This is a genomic window from Arthrobacter oryzae, assembly GCF_030812315.1.
Classification (GTDB): Bacteria; Actinomycetota; Actinomycetes; order Actinomycetales; family Micrococcaceae; genus Arthrobacter; species Arthrobacter oryzae_B.
Genome location: NZ_JAUSSM010000002.1, coordinates 419900 through 440606, shown reverse-complemented (window position 1 = coordinate 440606; position 20707 = coordinate 419900). Strand labels below are relative to the sequence as shown.

18 protein-coding genes are annotated in these 20707 nt (G+C 65.5%); 12 read left to right on the top strand and 6 right to left on the bottom strand.

Annotated elements, in window-relative coordinates; translation table 11 throughout:
- Window positions 1-6 precede the first annotated feature (6 nt).
- Complete coding sequence (locus J2S97_RS05500) at window positions 7-426, bottom strand: DUF4870 domain-containing protein (RefSeq protein WP_307047300.1); 420 nt, start codon at window positions 424-426, stop codon at window positions 7-9.
- Window positions 427-574: 148 nt separating this feature from the next.
- Window positions 575-1426, bottom strand: coding sequence for a DUF3097 domain-containing protein (locus J2S97_RS05495; protein ID WP_307047298.1), 852 nt, complete (start codon window positions 1424-1426; stop codon window positions 575-577).
- A gap of 231 nt (window positions 1427-1657) precedes the next feature.
- Between J2S97_RS05495 and hrcA the strand changes: the two genes are divergently transcribed.
- From hrcA to J2S97_RS05480, 3 genes are all read left to right on the top strand, one after another.
- Window positions 1658-2671, top strand: a complete 1014-nt coding sequence (hrcA, locus tag J2S97_RS05490) for a heat-inducible transcriptional repressor HrcA (protein ID WP_307047296.1) — start codon at window positions 1658-1660, stop codon at window positions 2669-2671.
- A gap of 94 nt (window positions 2672-2765) precedes the next feature.
- Window positions 2766-3893, top strand: a complete 1128-nt coding sequence (gene dnaJ, locus J2S97_RS05485) for a molecular chaperone DnaJ (protein ID WP_307047294.1) — start codon at window positions 2766-2768, stop codon at window positions 3891-3893.
- A gap of 2 nt (window positions 3894-3895) precedes the next feature.
- Window positions 3896-4699 carry a 16S rRNA (uracil(1498)-N(3))-methyltransferase gene (locus J2S97_RS05480; protein WP_307047292.1) on the top strand — a complete coding sequence of 268 codons (804 nt, stop codon included), beginning with the start codon at window positions 3896-3898 and terminating at the stop codon, window positions 4697-4699.
- A gap of 43 nt (window positions 4700-4742) precedes the next feature.
- On the opposite strand, the gene J2S97_RS05475 is transcribed toward J2S97_RS05480, so the two are convergent.
- Entirely contained in the window at window positions 4743-5705 is a 963-nt protein-coding gene (locus J2S97_RS05475; protein WP_307047290.1) for a GerMN domain-containing protein, read from the bottom strand.
- A gap of 378 nt (window positions 5706-6083) precedes the next feature.
- Between J2S97_RS05475 and J2S97_RS05470 the strand changes: the two genes are divergently transcribed.
- From J2S97_RS05470 to J2S97_RS05450, 5 genes are all read left to right on the top strand, one after another.
- Window positions 6084-7172: a PhoH family protein gene (locus J2S97_RS05470; protein ID WP_307047288.1), complete on the top strand. Its 1089-nt coding sequence runs from the start codon at window positions 6084-6086 to the stop codon at window positions 7170-7172.
- Entirely contained in the window at window positions 7169-7642 is a 474-nt protein-coding gene (ybeY, locus tag J2S97_RS05465) for an rRNA maturation RNase YbeY (RefSeq protein ID WP_307047286.1), read from the top strand. Before J2S97_RS05470 ends, ybeY begins: the two co-directional genes overlap by 4 nt.
- Entirely contained in the window at window positions 7639-8982 is a 1344-nt protein-coding gene (locus J2S97_RS05460; protein WP_307047285.1) for a hemolysin family protein, read from the top strand. Before ybeY ends, J2S97_RS05460 begins: the two co-directional genes overlap by 4 nt.
- On the top strand, window positions 8966-9925 hold the full coding sequence (gene era, locus J2S97_RS05455) for a GTPase Era (protein WP_307047283.1): 960 nt from the start codon (window positions 8966-8968) through the stop codon (window positions 9923-9925). The genes J2S97_RS05460 and era overlap by 17 nt, the downstream gene beginning before the upstream one ends.
- Window positions 9926-10090: 165 nt before the next feature.
- A complete protein-coding gene (locus J2S97_RS05450; RefSeq protein WP_373460499.1) occupies window positions 10091-11656 on the top strand; it encodes an LCP family protein in 1566 nt (521 codons plus the stop codon).
- A gap of 80 nt (window positions 11657-11736) precedes the next feature.
- Here J2S97_RS05450 and J2S97_RS05445 read toward each other — a convergent pair whose 3' ends face one another.
- Window positions 11737-13689 (bottom strand): M13 family metallopeptidase, encoded by a 1953-nt coding sequence (locus J2S97_RS05445; RefSeq protein WP_307047281.1) that lies wholly within the window; start codon window positions 13687-13689, stop codon window positions 11737-11739.
- 254 nt (window positions 13690-13943) lie between these two features.
- Between J2S97_RS05445 and leuA the strand changes: the two genes are divergently transcribed.
- The 3 genes from leuA (at window position 13944) to J2S97_RS05430 (ending at window position 17371) form a co-directional block, all read left to right on the top strand.
- Window positions 13944-15683 (top strand): 2-isopropylmalate synthase, encoded by a 1740-nt coding sequence (gene leuA, locus J2S97_RS05440; RefSeq protein ID WP_307047280.1) that lies wholly within the window; start codon window positions 13944-13946, stop codon window positions 15681-15683.
- A 78-nt stretch (window positions 15684-15761) separates the two neighbouring features.
- On the top strand, window positions 15762-16532 hold the full coding sequence (gene recO / locus J2S97_RS05435; RefSeq protein ID WP_307047278.1) for a DNA repair protein RecO: 771 nt from the start codon (window positions 15762-15764) through the stop codon (window positions 16530-16532).
- Window positions 16533-16534: 2 nt separating this feature from the next.
- Window positions 16535-17371 (top strand): isoprenyl transferase, encoded by an 837-nt coding sequence (locus J2S97_RS05430; protein ID WP_307047277.1) that lies wholly within the window; start codon window positions 16535-16537, stop codon window positions 17369-17371.
- Here the strand turns inward: J2S97_RS05430 and J2S97_RS05425 are convergent.
- Window positions 17359-18438 (bottom strand): alpha/beta hydrolase, encoded by a 1080-nt coding sequence (locus J2S97_RS05425; protein ID WP_307047275.1) that lies wholly within the window; start codon window positions 18436-18438, stop codon window positions 17359-17361. The two genes, J2S97_RS05430 and J2S97_RS05425, sit on opposite strands and share 13 nt — an antisense overlap.
- On the bottom strand, window positions 18435-19439 hold the full coding sequence (locus tag J2S97_RS05420) for an alpha/beta hydrolase (protein ID WP_307047273.1): 1005 nt from the start codon (window positions 19437-19439) through the stop codon (window positions 18435-18437). Before J2S97_RS05420 ends, J2S97_RS05425 begins: the two co-directional genes overlap by 4 nt.
- A 124-nt stretch (window positions 19440-19563) precedes the next feature.
- Between J2S97_RS05420 and J2S97_RS05415 the strand changes: the two genes are divergently transcribed.
- Window positions 19564-20637 carry a quinone-dependent dihydroorotate dehydrogenase gene (locus J2S97_RS05415; RefSeq protein WP_307047271.1) on the top strand — a complete coding sequence of 358 codons (1074 nt, stop codon included), beginning with the start codon at window positions 19564-19566 and terminating at the stop codon, window positions 20635-20637.
- Window positions 20638-20707 lie beyond the last annotated feature (70 nt).

Below are 20707 nucleotides of genomic sequence, written 5' to 3'. Positions count from 1 at the left end.
GGCTGCTTACTTGATCCAGCGCAGGTTGAAGTCGTACCGGTGCGGCTGGCCCCGGTTCACATGGATGCCGGCGGCCACCGAGAAGCAGGTCACGGCGATCCAGATCAGCGTGGCCAGTACCGCGAAGATGTTTCCCACTACCGGAAGCATCACAAGGATGTTGCAGATGACGGCAGCGATCGTGGGCGGCAGGGTGAAGTTCAACGCTTCCTTGGATTCCTGCGCCGTGAAGGGACCGCGCTCCTTGAAGATCAGGTAGATCAGCAGGGACGGGACACATCCAAGGATGCCGCCGAAGTGGGCAAGGGTTGCCCACTGCCGGTCTTCGTTGGCCGTCAGCGGCAGTGCATTGGCGGGGACACCATGATACTGGGGCTGGCCATGGCCGGCCTGGTTGTCCCTTTGTTCACGTGCGTCTTCTGCCACAGTGTCGTCCTTCGGATTGCGGTGGTGCGGTGGTTCCCGGAATAGCGGACGCTGCCAAAGCAACAGCAACAACCGCCGTATCAAGAATACTGGGTCCGGGGTGCATTCGGAGAGTCCAACAGCCGCCCGCGGCGCAGTGAACCTCCGCCTATGGCACAGTGAGGAAGTCAATGACCTCTTCCACCCGGCCCAGCAGGGACGGTTCCAGGTCTGCGTAGCTGCGGACGGCCCCCAGCAGTTTCTGCCAGCCCAGGCCAATGTCTTCCTTCGTTTCGTGGGGCCAGCCGAATGCCGTCAGGATGCCGGTCTTCCAGTCCAGGCCCCGCGGAATAACGGGCCAGGCGTCAATGCCGAGCACCGCGGGCCGGATCGCCTGCCACACGTCCACGTAGGGATGGCCCACTATCAGGACGTTGCCGGCGGCACCAGGGGACGCCATGACGGCGTCGGCGATCCGCGACTCCTTTGAATCGGCAACGAGGTGGTCCACCAGGACTCCCAGCCGCCGGCCGGGGCCGGGCCGGAACGCGGCAACCGCCGCTGTGAGGTCGTCGATGCCGTGCAAAGGTTCGACGACGATGCCCTCCACCCGGAGGTCATCGCCCCAGACCTTTTCGACGAGCTCGGCGTCGTGCTTGCCTTCCACCCAGATGCGGCTTGCCTTGGCCACCTGGGCGCGCTGGCCGGCGACGCGAACGGAACCGGAGGCCGTCCGGGTGGATCCGGCCGGGGCTGCCTGCGCGCGGGGAGCAGGCGGCATCAACCGGATGGGCAGGCCCTCCAGGAGGAAGCCGTAGCCAAGGCGGAACGTGCGCGACTTGCCGCGCCGGTCCTCAAGGGCCACAACATGCATGCCGCCCGACTTCTCCACCCTGGTGACAGCGCCGACCCAGCCCGACTGCACGTCTTCGAGCACCATGCCGCGCTCGACCGGAACTTCGGGAAGCTCGGATTTCCGGGGAGCCGTGATGTCCTGCGGGCCCCAGTTCTGGTACGACATCCGATACACACTGCCTTGCACTAGGAGGAGGAAACAGGGCGGCCGTGCCTTCATTTATCTGCACGTCCGGTTCCGCGCCGGAGTTTCGCCCGGAGCGGTACCAATGCTAACAACGCGGCGACTCATATTAGACTGGTTAGCACTTAGACATGACGAGTGCTAACGGGTGACGGGATATGCGCCTGGCGCAATGCCGGGCCGTGGCCCGGGAAAGCCGATCGGAGGTGGAGAATGAGCGAACCACGCAAGCTTGAAGTACTGCGCGCCATCGTGGAGGATTACGTCCATTCCCGCGAACCCGTGGGCTCCAAGGCGCTGGTGGAAAGGCACCATCTGGGTGTCTCCAGTGCCACCATCCGCAACGACATGGCAGCGCTGGAGGACGAGGGCCTGATCACGGCGCCGCATACCAGTGCCGGCCGCATCCCCACGGACAAGGGCTACCGGCTCTTCGTTGACCAGATCTCCGCGGTCAAGCCGCTGTCGCAGGCAGAACGGCGGGCCATCCAGACGCTGCTGGAAGGGTCGGACGACCTGGACGATGTCCTGGAACGCACTGTGCGGCTGCTGTCGCAGCTGACGAACCAGGTGGCGGTGGTGCAGTATCCACACCTTAGCCGTGCCATGGTGCGGCACATCGAATTCGTGCTGCTGGCGCCGCGACAGGTCCTGATCGTGCTGATTGCGGACACCGGAAAAGTCGAACAGCGGGTCATTGACGTCGGGCAGGACCTCGGCGATGATGCCATCGGCGGCCTTCGCACACGGTTCCTGAAGAGCCTTTCCGGCACACCGCTGAGCCTTCTCCCGCAGGCGCTGCCCGCCGTCGTCGCCGCGTGTGAACCGTCACGCCGGCACGCCGCCCAAGCGCTGGCCCGGGGCCTGGACGCCCTGGCCAGCAGCACCCGCGAGGAGCGGATGGTCATGGCCGGAACCGCCAACCTCGCACGATCCAATGTTGACTTCCCGCTGAGCATCGGCCCGGTCCTTGAGGCACTCGAAGAACAGGTGGTCATGCTCCGCCTGCTCAGCGAAATGGCGGAGGACCCCCGCGGCGTCACCGTCAGCATCGGCCGCGAGAATCCGTACGACGGACTCACCGAAGCCTCGGTGGTGGCTACCGGCTACGGCCCCGGCTCCAGTGCCAAGGTTGGCGTCCTCGGCCCTACCCGGATGGACTATCCCACCACCATGGCCGCGGTCCGTGCCGTGGCACGCTACCTTTCCAGGATCCTCGGACCCTGACCGGTCCTTCATCAGCCAACCAGGCCTCCGTGTCCCGGCTTACGGGGTGCGGCAGCAGCATCACAGGCAGTACAACCAGGAAGAGATACGAACTTTGAGCAGCCACTACGACGTTCTTGGAGTCTCACCCGAAGCGACGGGCGAAGAGATCAAGAAAGCCTACCGAAAGCTTGCGCGAACCCTGCACCCGGACGTTAACCCCGGCGAGGATGCCTCGGACCGCTTCAAGGCTGTCACGCACGCCTATGAAGTGCTGTCCGACCCGCAGAAACGCCGTGTCTACGACACCACCGGCAACGAGAACGGCACGGACAACGGCTTCGGCGGTGCCGGCTACTCGGGCCAGGGCTTCGCCTTCCAGGACATCTTCGACACGTTCTTCGGAGCGGGCGGCTCGGCCGGACCCGCTTCACGGGTCCGCCGCGGCCAGGACGCCCTCATCAGCGTCCGCATCGATCTTCGCGACGCCGTCTTCGGCGTCAACAAGAAGCTTGAGGTGGACACCGCCGTAACGTGCCCCACCTGCGAGGGTTCCTGCTGCCAGCCCGGGACCCACCCCGAGCGCTGTGACATCTGCGGCGGCAGCGGCCAGGTCCAGCGGGCCGTCCGCTCCATTCTTGGCCAGGTCATGACAGCCGCCCCCTGCGGCTCCTGCGAAGGCTTCGGAACCGTCATCAAGGACCCGTGCAACGAGTGCAACGGGCAGGGCCGCATCCGCAGCCGCCGTTCATTGACGGTCAAGGTCCCCGCCGGCGTAGCCACCGGAACCCGCATCCAGCTTGGCGGCCAGGGCGAAGCCGGTCCTGCCGGCGGTCCCTCCGGCGACCTGTATGTGGAGATCCGGGTCAACAATGACGCCACTTACGTGCGTGACGGCGACGACCTCCACGCAACCCTCCACATCCCGATGACTGCCGCTGCGCTCGGCACCGAGCTCAGCCTGGACACGTTCGACGGCCAGCAGGAGATCGACGTCAAGGCCGGTACCCAGTCCGGTGAGGTCATCACCCTGCGCGGGCTCGGCGTGACCCATCTCCGGGGCTACGGCCGCGGCGACCTGAAGGTCCATCTGCAGGTCGAGACCCCGGCCAAGCTGGATGCCGCGCAGGAAGACCTCCTGCGGCAGCTGGCCAAACTCCGGGGCGAGCAGTACACCGAGGGGAAACTCACCGCCAGCGGCGGTGTCTTCGCAAAGCTGCGGGACCGGCTCGGTAACCTGTAGCGGTGAGCAACCCGGTCTTTTTTGCAACGCCGGGAGCACTGGACCACCAGGCTCCCGGTTCGCAGTTCGTCCTGCAGGGAGCCGAAGCCCGGCATGCCGTCACGGTCAAGCGGATTTCCGTAGGGGAGTCCGTTGACATCGCCGACGGCGCGGGCAAAAGGCTTACCGGGACAGTCGCCGCCGTCGGCCAGGGCGAGCTGACCGTGGAGTGCACGTCGCTCGAAATCGAAGAGCGGCCGGACCTTCGCCTGGTCCTGGTTCAGGCGCTGGCCAAGGGTGACCGCGACGAACTCGCCGCTGAGACCGCCACCGAACTGGGAATCGATGCGGTCATCCCCTGGCAATCGGAACGCTCCATCGTCCGGTGGAAAGGTGAGCGGGCCGCCAAGGCGCATGCCAAGTGGCAGTCCGTGGTGACTGCGGCGGCCAAACAAGCGCGCAGGGCCTGGATTCCCGAGGTCCGTGCCGCCGTCGACGGTGCGGGGCTGCAGGCCGCCGTGTCCGCGGCGGACCTGGCCATCATCCTCCACGAGGATGCGGTTCGGCCGCTTCGCGCGGTATTGGAGGCCTGGCGCGACGGCGGGGATTCCGACGGCGGGAGCCACGGCGACGGCGGGACCCGCGCTTCGGGGGCGCGCGAAATCCTGCTCATCGTGGGGCCCGAAGGCGGAATCAGTCCGCGGGAGGTCACCAGGCTCTGCAGCGCCGGTGCGGTGACGGCGCTGCTCGGCCATCACGTACTCCGGTCATCCACGGCGGGACCCGCCGCTACGGTGCTCGCCAGCGACATCCTCGGGCGCTGGTAGGCCGTCCGCTGTCCCAGAGCTATTGCGCTGAGGCGGTCAGCCGTTATTCAACAATGAAGCCGCGGGTGTCCACGTTCATTTCACGATCGGGCGTCCCGGGGTCGATCTGGGAGACGCGGACCTCGTAGTTTCCCGGTGCGAGGTTGACGTTCAGGGAAAACAGCCCGGACTGCGCCGCCTCTGCCGAGGCGGTGACGTCGCCGCTCAGGTACGCCGCCTTGTCGCTGCTGTTTTCAACTTTCAGGATCTTCCACCGGAGCTTGCCCCCCGGGAGCGTGCTCCGTCCGCTGATTTTCACGCTGCCGTCAGCAACGCCCACGCCTTCCTGGGGATCGATGATCCAGACCGGGGCCACCATGCCTGCGCCGCGGGGCGTGGGCGAACCAAGCCTGACGTGGTTGAACGCGAGGTAATCCGTGTGTCCGTCGACCAGGATCACCACCTGGATCTGCTGGCCGGAGTCCACCAGCCCCGAGCTGGCACCGGCGGCGGTCGCTGTGTAGACCAGCTGCTGAATGGCCCGCTTGGCCATGTCCTCGTCGAGGTTGCTGTTGAAGGCATCCGGTGAGACATCCACCGTGATGACGTTCTTGCCGGAGATTGAGGTGGCAAGCTTCTTCGGGTTCTGCCACGGAGTGAAGAAATCCGGATCCAGCGGCTTCTGGGACATCATCGAACGCAACGCCCGGGTAACAGGGTTTTCCTGCTCGGCGACGTCCCGGAATTCACGGTAGAGGAATACGTTTTCGTTGCTGCGGCCGATCCAGTACACAGGCGCCTTGTTCGAAGCCTGCGTGGTTTCCAGCGGTGCGCTCGTGCTCGGAACTCCGGCGGTGGCGGATCCGGTCATGGACTGTGGCGTGCTGACCGCGGTTGTTGCGGAGGGCTGCGGAGTGGCCACACAGGCGGAGAGCACCATGGCGGCGGGCAGCACGAACAAGAGGGCTGCGGAACGTGTCCGACTGCCTCCCGCTGTCCTCCGGCGTCGTGGATTCCAGGTCTCCATAGTGTTTCCGGGTTCCTCCGCCCTGTCCGTGTAATCGTGTGTGTGCCGCAGTCTGCTTTGTGTCGCAGCTGCATTGGATTCCAGCATTACACGGAGTCCCCGGGCCCCAGCGGCGTTTGCGGACGGTCAGCCGAACTGCAACGGGAACGATATGAGGCCGATACGAAGTTGATACCTAATTACGGGAACCTGCAACGAAAGGGTCGCGGACGGAACGCCGGACTGCCGTGCTCCGCGGCCCCCGCACGGCGCACTGGCGTAAGATATAAGGACTCGGCCCGGCACGGAGCCCGACGCTGAAAGCAGCGAAGGCGAACTGACCAGGTGGAGAGACACATTTCCTAACTGGAGGGGACCAGAGGCCCGCAGGCCGGCACCATGACTGAAGCAACAAACGGAAGGCCCCGGTTCAGCGCCGGTGAGCGCACCACAGGTGAATTTCCCCATAGTCTTCCCGGTGTCCGGACGGAGGTGGTCATCTTTGACAACTCCGAGCAGATGGTCCAGTCCCTGGGCAGCCACGACGAGGCCCTCCGTTTCATTGAGGAACAGTTCCCGGCAGTGGACTTCCACGTCCGCGGCAACGAACTGGCCATCAGCGGCCCCGCTGCGGATGTTCCCCGGATCATGCGTCTGCTCCATGAAGTGCGCGGGCTCGTTGACCGGGGCACAGTCATCAATCCGGCGGTACTCCAACAGCTGGCGGTCATGCTGCGGAGCCAGTCGCTCCAAAACCCGGTTGAGGTGCTGACCTACAACATCCTTTCCAGCCGCGGCAAGACGATCCGGCCCAAAACGCTGAACCAGAAGAACTATGTGGACGCGATCGACGCCAACACTGTGATCTTCGGAATCGGTCCTGCCGGTACCGGCAAGACCTTCCTTGCCATGGCGAAAGCAGTCCAGGCCCTGCAGCAGAAGGAAGTCAGCCGCATCATCCTCACGCGGCCCGCTGTTGAGGCCGGCGAACGGCTGGGCTTCCTGCCCGGGACCCTCAGCGACAAGATCGACCCGTACCTGAGGCCGCTCTACGACGCCCTCCACGACATGATGGATCCCGAGTCCATTCCGCGGCTGATGGCGGCGGGCACCATCGAAGTGGCCCCGCTGGCCTACATGCGCGGCCGCACCCTCAACGATGCGTTCATCATCCTCGACGAGGCCCAGAACACCACTCCGGAACAGATGAAGATGTTCCTGACGCGGCTCGGGTTCGGCTCCAAAATGGTGGTCACCGGGGACGTCACGCAGGTGGACCTGCCCTTCGGTACCCGTTCCGGGCTCCGGATCGTGGAGGAAATCCTGCAGGGCATCGATGACGTGAACTTCAGCGTTTTGGATGCCTCGGACGTGGTCCGCCACCGGCTCGTCGGAGACATCGTCAACGCGTACGGCATTTGGGACGAGGCACAGAGGAACCGGGTCAAGCATTCCGTGACCCGGGAGAAGCGGGGAGAGCACGCATGAGCATCGAAGTAAACAACGAATCCGGCGTCCAGGTTGATGAAGCCCAGCTGGTTGCGTTGGCCCGGTTCGTGTTCGAACGCCTGTACATCCATCCCCAGGCCGAGCTGTCCATCCTCCTGGTGGACGAACCCGCTATGGAAAAGCTCCACATTGAACTGATGGACGAGCCCGGCGCCACCGACGTTCTGTCCGTTCCCATGGACGAACTGACTCCGGGCACACCGGACAAGCCGACGCCCCAGGGCATGCTCGGCGACATTGCCGTGTGCCCGCAGGTGGCGGAGGTCCAGGCCAGGAACGCCGGACATTCCACCCAGGACGAGATGCTGCTGCTCACGACGCACGGAATTCTTCATCTGCTGGGCTACGACCATGCTGATCCCGAGGAAAAAGAAGAGATGTTCGGCCTCCAGCGGGAACTGCTTGAAGGCTTCACGGGTAAAGAAGCCCCGTCAGAGACGATTCAGTGACCCCACTGATCCTTGTCGGCATGGCGCTGGTTTTCCTCAGTTTCGCCGCCCTGCTGACAGCGGCTGAATCCGCGTTTAACTTCCTGCCCCGCCACGACGCCGAAGAAGCCATGCTTCGAGGCAACGGCCAGGCCCTGAAACGCATCCTGGACCATCCGGTTTCGCACATGCGCTCCCTGAGGTTCTGGCGGATCTGGTTCGAAATGGCATCCGCCGTGGCGGTTGCCGTCCTCCTGCACAGCCTGTTGGACAGTGTGTGGCTTGCCGGGCTGGCCGCCACCGGAATCATGGCCCTCGTAGGCTTCGTGATCGTGGGGGTTTCACCGCGGCAGCTGGGCCGCGCCCACGCCGCCGGTGTCGCCGGGTTCACTGCACCGGTCATCCGCTTCCTGTGCTGGGTGCTTGGCCCCATTCCGGGGTGGCTCGTGGCCTTGGGGAGTGCGGTGGCTCCGGGCGCCCGCGGCGGCGATGAGGCCTCCTTCAGCGAAGAGGAATTCCGCGAACTGGTGGACCGCGCCACGGAATCGGACATGATCGAGGACAACGAAGCCGAGCTGATCCAGTCGGTGTTCGACTTCGGCGACACGCTGGTCCGGGCCGTGATGGTGCCCCGAACGGACATCCTCAGCATTGATGCCGGCTCGAGCCTGCACCGTGCCATGTCCCTCTTCCTGCGGTCGGGGTACTCGCGGATCCCGGTCATCGGCGATAACACGGACCAGATCCTGGGCATCGTGTACCTCAAGGATGTTGCCGCTGCCCTGCACAGCCTCGGCCCGGGCGAGGAACCGCCCATCGTGGATGAGCTTGCCCGCGAAGTCCGCTACGTTCCGGAGTCCAAGCAGGTCAGTGACCTGCTCCGCGAACTGCAGAAGGAATCCACGCATGTGGCCATTGTGATCGACGAATACGGCGGCACGGCGGGCCTGGTCACGCTCGAGGACCTCATCGAGGAGATCGTCGGCGAGATCGTGGATGAATACGACACCGAGAGCGCGGAAGCCGTTGCGCTGGGTGACGGCAGCTACCGCGTCAGTGCGCGGATGAGCATTGATGACCTCGGCGAGCTTTTTGATATGGAACTCGACGACGACGAAGTGGACACCGTTGGCGGCCTGCTGGCCAAAGCCCTCGGCAGGGTTCCCATCGTCGGGAGCACCGTTGAGGTTCACGGCGTCTCACTGCGGGCCGAGCGCCTGGAAGGCCGCCGCAACAGGGTCAGCCATATCATCGCGGCGCCCGTTGCAAAGGGCGCCGTTCCAGAAGAAACTGACCTTGAAGACCTACTCGACGAGGCCGAAACAACGCAACAGGGAGTTCCACGTGAGCAAGCAGAATAAAGCGGACGGCGGCGAGGCCTTTGGCGGCTTCCGTGCCGGATTTTCGATCCTCGTGGGCAGGCCCAACGCCGGAAAGTCCACACTGACGAACGCGCTGGTGGGCAAGAAAGTTGCCATCACCTCGGCGAAGCCGCAGACCACACGCCACACCATCAGGGGGATCGTCCACCGGGATGACGCCCAGCTGATCCTTGTTGACACTCCGGGTCTGCACCGGCCCCGGACGCTGCTCGGCAAGCGGCTCAACGACCTTGTTGCCGACACCTTGTCCGAGGTGGACGCCATCGGCTTCTGCCTGCCTGCCAACGAAAAGATCGGCCCTGGTGACCGCTTCATTGCCGCCCAGCTGGCCGCCGTCGGCAACAAGCCCATCATCGCCATCGTCACCAAGGCCGACCTTGTGGACCGGCAGGCGCTGACCGAGCAATTGCTTGCGGTTGCCGCCCTCGGCCGCGAAGTCCTCGGCGAAGACGGGTGGAAGGACATTGTTCCGGTCTCCGCCACGGACGGTTTCCAGGTGGGTACAGTGGCGGATGTCCTCATCAGCCACATGCCGCCGTCGCAGCCCCTGTATCCGGACGGGCACCTGACGGACGAGCCCGAAGCCGTTATGGTGGCCGAGCTGATCCGTGAAGCCGCCCTGGAGGGCGTCCGGGACGAGCTTCCGCACTCCCTCGCCGTTGTGGTTGAGGAGATCGTGCCCCGTGAGGGCCGGCCCGAAGACAGTCCGTTCCTTGATGTCCGGGTCAACCTCTACGTCGAACGGCCGTCCCAGAAGGCCATCATCATCGGCAAGGGAGGCGCCCGGCTGAGGGAGGTCGGCACCAATGCGCGCAAGGGGATCGAAGCGCTTTTGGGGACGCGCATCTACCTCGACTTGCACGTCAAGGTAGCCAAGGACTGGCAGCGGGATCCGAAGCAGCTGGTAAAGCTCGGTTTTTAGCCTGCACGGCGGTTCCCGACAACCCGCCGACAGCCCCGCCGTCCACCGTCTATGGCGTGCCCGGCGGCCCGCCCTGCAGCCTGCTGTCCCGGGGCATCGGGCAATCTCCCAGTCTCGGCCACTAAAATGGACCGAACCCCGTTTTTTAGAGGAAGGTATCACCACGTGGTGCGACGCCGAGACACACCCGGACAAGGCGCTGGTTCGCCGGTGTCCGACGCCGCCGCCCGGCACTCGGACAACAAGGCAATGGGCCCTGCCCGGCACTTGGGCGCAATGCGCGGCAAACCTGCCTGGCTCAAGGTGGCAACCGCCGTCCTGGCCCTTGTCCTGGTGGGCGGCCTGGCTTTCGCCGCCTTCTGGGTGGTCCGTTTCCAGATGAACATCAGCAAGGCGCCCCTGGGCGCCGGCAGCAGCCGGACGGAAGATCCGGTCAATGACTCCCGGGACAGGATGCAGATCCTGATCCTGGGCTCGGACACCCGGGACGGTAAGAACTCCGAATACGGCACCACGGAGGATTCCACCGGCTACGGCCAGTCGGACGTCATGATGATGATGGACATCTCGGCGGACAACCAGCGGGTCAGCGTCATTAGCTTCCCGCGGGACCTGCTGGTGGACATCCCGGAATGCACCGACCAGAAGACCAAAGAGGTGTTCCCTGCCCAGAGCGGCGTGATGATCAACGAAGCGATGAAGCAGGCCGGGATCGGCTGTGCCGTAGACACCGTGAACAAAATCACGGGGCTGGAAATCGACCACTTCATGATGGCGGACTTCAACGCCGTCAAGGAGCTCTCCAACGCCGTGGGTGGCGTGGAAGTCTGCATCAGCGACGCCGTCTACGACCCCGACTCCCGCCTCCGCCTCCCCGCCGGGAACTCGCAGGTGCAGGGCGAACAGGCGCTGGCGTTCCTGCGGACCAGGCACGCCTTCGCGGACGGCGGCGACTTGGGCCGGATCAAGGCGCAGCAGGGCTTCCTGTCTTCCCTTACCCGGAAGATCAAGGATGACGGCACGTTGTCCGATCCGCAGAAGATGCTGAAGATCGCCGACGTCGTGACGCAGAACCTCACCGTGGATGACGGTCTGGCCTCGGTCCCCTCGCTGCTGACCATCGGCAACCGGCTCAAGAACATCGACATCAGCAAGGTGGCGTTTGTGGCCGTACCCACCACCCCGGCGCCAGCCGACCCCAACAGGCTGGCCGTTGCCGAGCCGGCGGGGTCCCAGCTCTTCGCTGCACTGCGCAAGGACGTTGACCTGACCGACCCGACGGCAACCCCGAGCCCCACGCCCGAACCGAGCGAGTCGGCGCCCGCGCCGTCGACACCGACCGAGCCCGCGCCGCCCGCATACGACAAGGCAATGCAGCCGGTCACCGTGGCGAACGGAACGGGAGTTCCGGCACGCGCCCAGGAAATCACCCAGGCGATCATTGCCGGCGGCTTCACCCAGGTGGCTGAGCTCGTGGCCCAGCCGGTCGAGAAGACTGCGGTCTACTACGCACCGGGCTTTGAGGACGTTGCAGCGGACGTCGCGGCATTGATGGAAATTCCGTCCACGCAGGTCCTTCCCGCAGCCGGAGTCAGCGGTGTGCAGGTCTACCTCGGTGCGGACTTCATGTCCGGCACGAAGATGGGCGTGGCCCTCCCGACCGACATCGTCAACCAGACGGCCGGGGACGCCGTCTGCCAGCAGGCCAATCCGGAGCTGATCACCCGCTAGCGGTGTCCGTAAAAAACTGAAGGCCTGCGGGGCCGGCCACTTTCTGTGGCTGGACCCGCAGGCCTTTCGCTTTCCGTCCGTTACCAGATGCTGACGCGCTCTCCGGCGGGCAGCCACATTCCGTCCTGCTCCGCCACGCCGAATGCTTCATGGAAGGCATCCAGGTTGCTGGCTATGGCATTGGTGCGGAACTCGTTGGGGGAGTGCGGGTCCGTGGCAAGCCTGCGGATGGCCTCTTCGTTCCGGATCACCTGCCGCCAGCCGGCAGCCCAGGACGCGAAGAACCGCTGCTGCCCGGTCAGACCGTCCAGCACCGGCGGTTCCGCGCCGTCAAGGCTGATCAGGTACGCCTTGTACGCGATGGTGAGTCCGCCCAGGTCGCCGATGTTTTCGCCGAGCGTGAGCTTGCCGTTGACGTGGTGGCCGGGCGCTGCGGTGGGTGACAACGCGTCGAACTGTGCTACCAGCCTGGACGTCAGGGCCTCGAAGGCTTTCCGGTCATCCTCGGTCCACCAGTTGCGGAGGGCGCCCCCGCCGTCGAACTGCGATCCCTGGTCATCGAAGCCGTGGCCGATCTCATGCCCGATTACGGCGCCGATGCCGCCGTAATTGACGGCATCGTCGGCGTCCGCCGTGAAGAACGGCGCCTGGAGGATTGCCGCCGGGAAAACGATCTCGTTGAGCAGCGGGTGGTAGTACGCATTGACGGTCTGCGGCGTCATCAGCCACTTGTTCCGGTCAACCGGCTTGCCGACCTCGTCGAGGTGCCGGTCGACGTCGGCGTTGTGGGCCCGCTCGACGTTCCCCAGCAGGTCGGACGGGTCGATCTCGACTGCGGAGTAGTCGATCCACTCATCGGGGTAACCGATTTTGGCCCGGAACGCGTCGAGTTTCTTCAGGGCCTCGAGCTTGGTGTCCTCGCCCATCCAGGCCAGGCCGGTGATGCTTTGCCGGTACGCCTCGATGAGGTTGGCCACCAGCTTTTGCATGTGCGCCTTATGGGTTTCGGGAAAGTGCCGGGAGACGTAGATCTGGCCGACAGCCTCGCCCAGGGAAGCTTCTACGACGGCGACTCCGCGCTTCCAGCGGTCCTTGTTGCGCGGCGTTCCGCTGATGGTGGTGCCGTAAAAGGCGAAGTTCGCATCCACGAATTCGGAGGAGAGGTAGGGGGCCGCGGAGCCGACCACGCGCATGGCCAGCCAGTCCTGCCAGGCAGCCAGAGGTTCCGAATCGAGCAGGCCCGCCGCCCCGGCGAAGAAATCAGGCGTGCTGACCACCAACTCCTCGCGCTTTTCCGGTGTGATTCCGGCGGCCTCGAACCAGGCGTCCATCAGCGGGAAAAGCTCTACGGCCTCCACAGCGGACTTCAGGTTGTACGTTTTCTGCGGATCCCGCAAAGTGACGTTGTCCCAGTGGTGCGCGGCCAGGGCCGTTTCCAGCCCGACCACGCGCTCCGCCGCACCCTCGGGATCGGCTGTGCCCGCGAGGCTGAGCATGGTCCGCACGTGTTCGCCGTAGGCCTTGACCATCGGGGCGAATTTTTCTTCACGGTAATAGGACTCGTCCGGCAGGCCGAGGCCGCCCTGGCCGGTGTACAGCAGGATCCGGTCCGGGTTTCCGGCATCGGGGGCAGGGTAGATGTAGAAAAGCCCGGACACGTCGGAGCGGAACAGCCTCCCGGCAAGTTCGATGACGTCCCGGGGGGAGGTTGTGGCGAACACTGCGGCAAGCCGTTCCCGGATGGGGTCCATGCCTTTGGCTTCGACGGTTTCCTCATCCATGAAGCTGTTGTAGAGGTCGCCGACCTTCCGCTCGATGCCGGTGGCGTCCTCGCCTCGCCCGGCGGCTTCTTCGATGATTTCCCTGACCGCCAGCTCGGAACCGTCCCGCAAGGCCGTGAAGGTGCCTTCAAGGGGCCGGTCGTCCGGGATGGTCGTGCTCTTCAGCCACGCGCCGTTGATGTGCTGGTACAGGTCATCCTGCGGCCGCACGCTGTGGTCGATATTGGACAGGTCGATCCCCGAGTTTGGCACAAGTGCTCCTTCAGGTGAGGGCTGCCTCCGGCGCTGGCACCGGTGGCAGCGTCTGCATAGTGGACGTTGCTGGAGGTGTTGCTCCTTCATCTTACGCACCCGTGTTACTGTGAAATGGTGCGCGCAGAACTGCTTCTTCTTAGCTGCCGCGGCGAGGCCTCAGACGCGATCTAGCGCAAGGCCCACCCTCGTCGCGGAGTTTGTGTTGCCCGGCCACCTTTCAAACAGGAACCACAGAAAAGGCCCCGATTGTAATGCGAAACGCACAGAAGCCCTCAGGAATGCCGGTCCACCGCTACGTCCCGTTCCAGGACCAGATCAATGTTGAACTGCCGGACCGGACCTGGCCGGACAAAGTCATCACCAAGGCCCCGCGCTGGTGCGCCGTGGACCTCAGGGACGGCAACCAGGCCCTGATCGACCCCATGAGCCCGGCCCGCAAGATGAAGATGTTCGACCTGCTGGTCCGCATGGGTTACAAGGAGATCGAGGTCGGCTTCCCGTCCGCCTCGCAGACCGACTTCGACTTCGTCCGCCAGCTGATTGAGGGCAACCACATTCCGGATGACGTCACCATCCAGGTGCTGACGCAGGCCCGTGAGCACCTGATCGAGCGGACCTACGAATCCCTGGTCGGCGCCAAGCAGGCCATCGTCCACCTGTACAACTCGACGTCGGTCCTGCAGCGCCGCGTGGTTTTCAACCAGGATGAGGACGGCATCCTGGACATCGCGCTCCAGGGCGCACGCCTGTGCAAGAAGTATGAGGAAACGCTGGCGGACACGCACGTCACGTACGAGTACTCGCCGGAATCGTTCACCGGAACGGAACTCGAATACGCGGTCCGCGTCTGCAACGCAGTGGCTGATGTCTTCGAGGCTTCCGCCGACAGCCAGGTCATCATCAACCTGCCGGCCACGGTCGAAATGGCCACCCCCAATGTCTACGCCGACTCCATCGAGTGGATGAGCCGCCACCTGCACCCCCGCGAGGGCATCATCCTCTCCCTGCACCCGCATAACGACCGCGGCACCGGCGTTGCCGCCGCCGAGCTGGGCTACCTCGCCGGCGCGGACCGCATTGAAGGCTGCCTGTTCGGCAACGGCGAGCGGACCGGGAACGTGGACCTGGTCACCCTGGGCCTGAACATGTTCGTCCAGGGCGTCGATCCCATGATCGACTTCTCCGATATCGACGACGTCCGCCGCACCGTGGAGTACTGCAACCAGCTGCCGGTCGCGGAGCGTTCGCCGTACGGCGGCGACCTCGTCTTCACGGCGTTCTCCGGCTCCCACCAGGACGCCATCAAGAAGGGCTTCGAAGCGCTCGAGAAGGACGCCGCGGCCGCAGGCAAGGATGTCGCTGACTTCACCTGGCAGGTTCCGTACCTGCCGGTTGACCCCAAGGACCTGGGCCGCAGCTACGAAGCCGTCATCCGGGTCAACTCGCAGTCCGGCAAGGGCGGCGTGGCGTACCTGCTGAAGAACGAGCACAGCCTGGACCTGCCGCGCCGTGCGCAGATCGAGTTCTCCGGCGTGATCCAGAAGCAGACGGACACCGTGGGCGGCGAGGTCAGCGGCGCCCAGCTCTGGCAGCTCTTCCAGGACGAGTACCTGCCCTCCAGCAAGGAGGACGGCCAGTGGGGCCGTTATTCGCTGGGTTCGTTCAGCACGGAAACGGACGACGACGGCGCCATGACCCTGCACGCGTCGGTCACCGTGGACGGCGTCCAGATCCGCCGCACCGGCTCCGGCAACGGCCCGATCGCGGCGCTGCTGTCGATCCTCGGCCAGGACGGCGTGGACGTTCGGGTCCTGGACTACAGTGAGCACGCGCTCTCTGAAGGTGGCAATGCCCGTGCTGCCGCGTACGTTGAGTGCGCTGTCGGCGAGCGGGTGCTGTGGGGCGTCGGCATTGACTCCAATACCACCACGTCCTCGCTGAAGGCCGTCATTTCGGCCGTCAACCGCGCGGTCCGGGACGCGCAGGCCTAAACCAATCACCCGTTCCGCTGACCTGCTGCGCCTCCGGTTCAATCCGGGGGCGCAGCAGCCGCGTTATCCGGAAGGTCAGTGCGAAGATTAACTGTGGCCCAACAATCCTCTTTTTCCGCGCGCGCGTACCGGGATGATGCCGTCGTGCTGCGCACCCATAAGCTGGGCGAAGCCGACCGGATCATCACGCTCCTCACAAAGCACCATGGCCAGGTCCGCGCCGTGGCCAAGGGCGTGCGCCGCACCAGCAGCCGCTTCGGCGCCCGTCTGGAACCCTTCATGGTGGCGGACCTGCAGCTGATCTCGGGCCGGACGTTGGACATCGTCACCCAGGCCGTGGCCAAGGGCGCCTACGGTGGCAGCATCGCGGCGGACTATGGCCGCTACACGGTGGCGGCCGCCATGACCGAGACAGCCGAGAAGCTGACGGACGTTGACGGCGAATCCGGAACCGCGCAGTACAACCTCCTGGTGGGGGCCCTGGCCTCACTGAGCCGTGGCGAGCACACTCCGGAACTTATCCTCGATTCATACCTGCTGCGTGCCCTGGCCACCGGAGGATGGGCCCCAAGCTTCACGGCGTGCGCCCGCTGCGGCGCGCCTGGCCCTCACACGGCATTTTCGGCGCCGCTGGGCGGAATGGTGTGCGCCAACTGCCGTCCGCCGGGGTCGCCCGCACCGGCAGCCGAAACAGTTTTCCTTCTCGGTGCGCTGCTCACGGGGGACTGGACGACGGCGGATGCCTCCCTGCCGGTCCACCGGCGGGAGGCGGCCGGTTTGGTGGCCAGCTACCTGCAATGGCATCTTGAACGTGTGCTGAAATCCCTCAAACATGTGGAGCGTAGCTGACAGTGGCCCTTGGAAAGAAGAAATCTCCCGTCCGGCAGCGGACCACGCCGGTGACTGCACCGTATCGGCATACTTCCGGGGCCGTGCCGCCGTCGATTCCCGATGAGTTCATTCCCCGGCATGTGGCGATCGTGATGGACGGAAACGGCCGCTGGGCCAACCAGCGCGGGCTGCCTCGGATCGAAGGGCACAAGGCCGGCGAGCCGGCTCTGCTGGACGTTGTTGCCGGCGCCATTGAACTGGGCATCAAGTACGTCACGGTGTACGCCTTCTCCACGGAAAACTGGCGGCGGTCCCCGGAGGAAGTCCGCTTCCTGATGGGTTTTAACAAGGATGTGCTACGCCGCCAGCGGAACCAGCTGGACGAGTGGGGCGTGCGCATCCGATGGTCGGGACGCAGGCCCAGGCTGTGGGGCTCGGTAATCCGGGAACTGGAAGAGGCGGAGGATTACACGCGTGGCAACAGCACATGCACGTTGACCATGTGTGTTAATTACGGCGGCCGCGCGGAGATCGCGGATGCGGTCTCGGCGATCGCCGAAGACGTGGCGGCCGGCCGGCTCAAGCCCGGTGCCATCACCGAACGGACCATCCAGAAGTACCTGGACGAACCCGACCTTCCCGACGTCGACCTCTTCCTCCGGAGCTCCGGCGAACAGCGGCTCTCCAACTTCATGCTGTGGCAGTCCGCCTATGCGGAGTTCGTCTTCATGGACACGCTGTGGCCCGACGTCGACCGCCGGACCCTGTGGGACGCCGTCGAAGTCTATGCCCGGCGTGACCGCCGGTACGGCGGTGCCGTGGACGCCGCGGCCCCGTCAGGCGGTCACCCCGGATAGGAATGCAGCCAGGCGACCAGGTCCCGGTACGCTTCCTGCCGCACCTCTCGGCGTGAGAGGAAGATGTCGTGGATGGCCCCCGGGTAGCGGAAGACGGCCGTGCGCCGGCCGAGGCCCAGGGCGCGGCGGGCGGTCTGCTCGACGTCAATCACGGCGTCGACCCGCATCAGTTCCTCGGACCACTCGGCCTGGATCCTGGTGCGGTCCGAGAGCATCACCAGAACCGGCGCACCGATGTCCAGCCGCCGTTGGACGGCCGAGTGTCCGGCAAGGACCGCCCGGGTCCAGCCCGCGCGGATGGGGAACGACGCCGTCGGGCGCCACTGCGGATCAAGGAACCACTCGCCGTGGGCCTGGTCGCTGACGCTCTGCCAATAGCCGGGCATTTCCGGGAAACGGAAAGGCCGCTTGGGATCGGTGCGCGCGAACGGCTCCACGAGTTGCATGGCGATGTTCCGGATGAGGCTGCTGCCCTGGAGCTCCAGCCACGGGGCGTTCAGGATGAGTGTCCCCAGTGCACCGGGATGCCGGTCGGCCCAGAGCGCGCCGATCAGCCCGCCCAGTGAATGCGCCAGCATGTGGACGGCAGGGTCCGCCGCCAAACCGCTACGCAGCGCCACGTCCGCCTTGATTGCTGCCATCGCGGCCCCAATGTCCTCGTCATAGAGGGCCAGGTCTGTGGTGTAGCCGGGCGTCTGCCAGCTCCGCAGGCTGCGGCCAAACTTCCGCAGGTCGAGGGCATAGAAGTGGACCCCGTGCGAGCCGACGTACTTCGCGAGTTCCGCCTGCAGGAAGTAGTCCGCCCAGCCATGCAGGTAGAGGACCACCCCCGGGCGTTCGGATCCGTTCCGTGTCCGCGCCTCCGATCCCGGCCACTCCAAGTTGTGGAAGACGTTCTTGCGCAGGGCGGACAGGAAAGCCGGCGGAGCTTGCGGGACGGCCGGCACATGCCGCACCAGCGTGGCGCACACCGCGCCTTCGTCATCGTCGGCCAGCGGAAGCTCTACACGCTCGAACCCATCACCGAGCTGGTCAGGCTTCCACTCCAGCGGCACCGCCCCGTTCATTCCTTGCCGCCTTCCTCCAGGATGTATCCCCGGATCCAGCGGCTCAGCCGGGCGTAGGCGTCCGCCCGGACGTGGGCCGGAGACAGGAAGACGTCGTGGAGGGCGCCGTCGATCCGCTCGAGGGTGACCGACCGGCCCAGGGCCATGGCACGGATCGCGATGGTGTTCACATCCAGCACGGCGTCGGTGCTCCGCATCGCTTCCGTCCAGAACATCCCCGTCTGGCTGGCCCCGGACAGCAGCACCAGGATGGGGATGTCGATCCGCAGCCCGCGGGCCACGCGCGAATGCCCGGCCAGCACTGCCCTGAGCCATCCGGCCCGCACGGGAAAAGCCATGGGCGGCCGGTACTTGTTGTCCAGCGTCCACTCGCCCTCGGCCTCGCTGCTGATGCTCCGCCAATAGAATCCCCGCTCGGGCAGCCGCAGCACTGCTTCCGGCCGGTAACGCGCCAGCGGCCCCACCATGGACCGTGCCGCCCGCCGGACCAGGGAGCTGCCGTGCATTTCGAGCCACGGGCTGTTAAGGACCAGATGGGCGGCAACCCCTGGATGGCGGCTGACCCACAGGGCGGCAACAAGGCCGCCGGTTGAGTGGCCCATCAGGGTCAGCGACGGCCTCCCGGCTTCCTCCGGCCAGAGGGAGCCAATGATTCCGATTGCCTTGCCGATTTCGGCGTCGTAGTCGTCGAGATCAGCCACGAAGCCGCCGGGGGTGTCAGGCTGCAGGCTCCGTCCGTGGTTGTGCATGTCCAGCGCGAAGAACTCAAATCCGTTGTCCGTCCAGAACTGGGCAAGTTCCACATTGAAGAAGTAGTCGCTCCAGCCGTGCAGGAAGAGGATGGCCCGGCGGGGGAGCGGCCGGGGAACCGGGGGGCGTTCCGGTCCGCGGTTTGGCGCGTGCCGCACCAGGGTGGCCGTGCGCTCCAGGCCGTCGGCGCCCGTCGCCTGATAGGTGCAGGCTTCGAAATCATCCCCCAGGATGTCTGTGTGCCACTTCATCTGCCCAGCCTAGACAACGCGCGCGGCGGCAGCGAGCAACCACTGTGGCTGCAGGATGCGTCACACCGCCGCCTGACCTGCGCGCCGGTTTGGTCTGCGCCGCCGGAACGGGAAAACTGGAGTCATGCGCGCATATCCCACCTTCTTCCGCTTGGCCTTTTCATGGATGGACGCCGAACGCGCCCACAAGATCGGCTTCCGGGCCATCCGGTTGGCCCACACCTCAGGGGCGGGCAAGGTCCTGGCAAAGTTCACCGCGCCTGCGCCGTCGCTGCAGACCTCAGCCTTCGGACTCACGTTCCCCTCGCCGTTCGGCCTCGCCGCCGGCTTTGACAAGGAGGGACACGGCATTGAGGCGCTGACCGAGCTCGGGTTCGGCCATGTGGAGGTCGGCACCATCACCGGGCAGGCACAGCCCGGCAATGAAAAGCCGCGTCTTTTCCGCCTCGTCGAGGACAAGGCTGTCATCAACCGGATGGGGTTCAACAACGACGGCGCCACCGCCGTCGCCCCCCGGCTCAAGTCCGCCAGGGCGGCCCTGCAGCGCCGGCACCCGGCCGTCCGTCCGGTGATCGGCGTCAACATCGGCAAGAGCAAGGTGGTGGAGCTCGAAGACGCGGTCGGCGATTACCTCGTCAGCGCCCGGAACCTTGCGCCCGCGGCCGACTACCTCGTGGTGAACGTCAGTTCCCCCAACACACCGGGGCTCCGCCTGCTTCAGAACGTGGAAACCCTCCGGCCCCTGCTCAAGTCAGTGGGGGAGGAAGCAGACAAGGCAGCCGGAAGGCACGTTCCGCTCCTGGTGAAGATCGCCCCCGACCTGACTGACGAGGACATCGACGACGTCGCGCGGCTGGCCCTGGACCTGAAGCTGGACGGAATCATCGCCACCAACACGACGATCGGCAGGGAAGGCCTCACCGCCGACGCGGCAAAAGTCCAGGAGTGCGGAGCCGGCGGACTGTCCGGCGCACCCCTGAAGGAACGGTCACTGCAAGTCCTGCGCCGCCTCAGGGAAGCAACCGGCGGTTCACTGACATTGGTTTCGGTCGGCGGCGTGGAGACTGCCAAGGATGTCCAGGAACGTCTCGATGCCGGGGCCACCCTGGTGCAGGGCTACACCGCGTTCCTCTACGAAGGACCCTTCTGGGCAGCGCGCATTAACCGGCAGCTGGCCAAGCACCCCGTCCGGCGCTAGCCCGATTTGTCGGCGTACGGCGCCTGACGACGAAAAAAGCCCCGGCAGTCGGACTGCCGGGGCTTTTTGC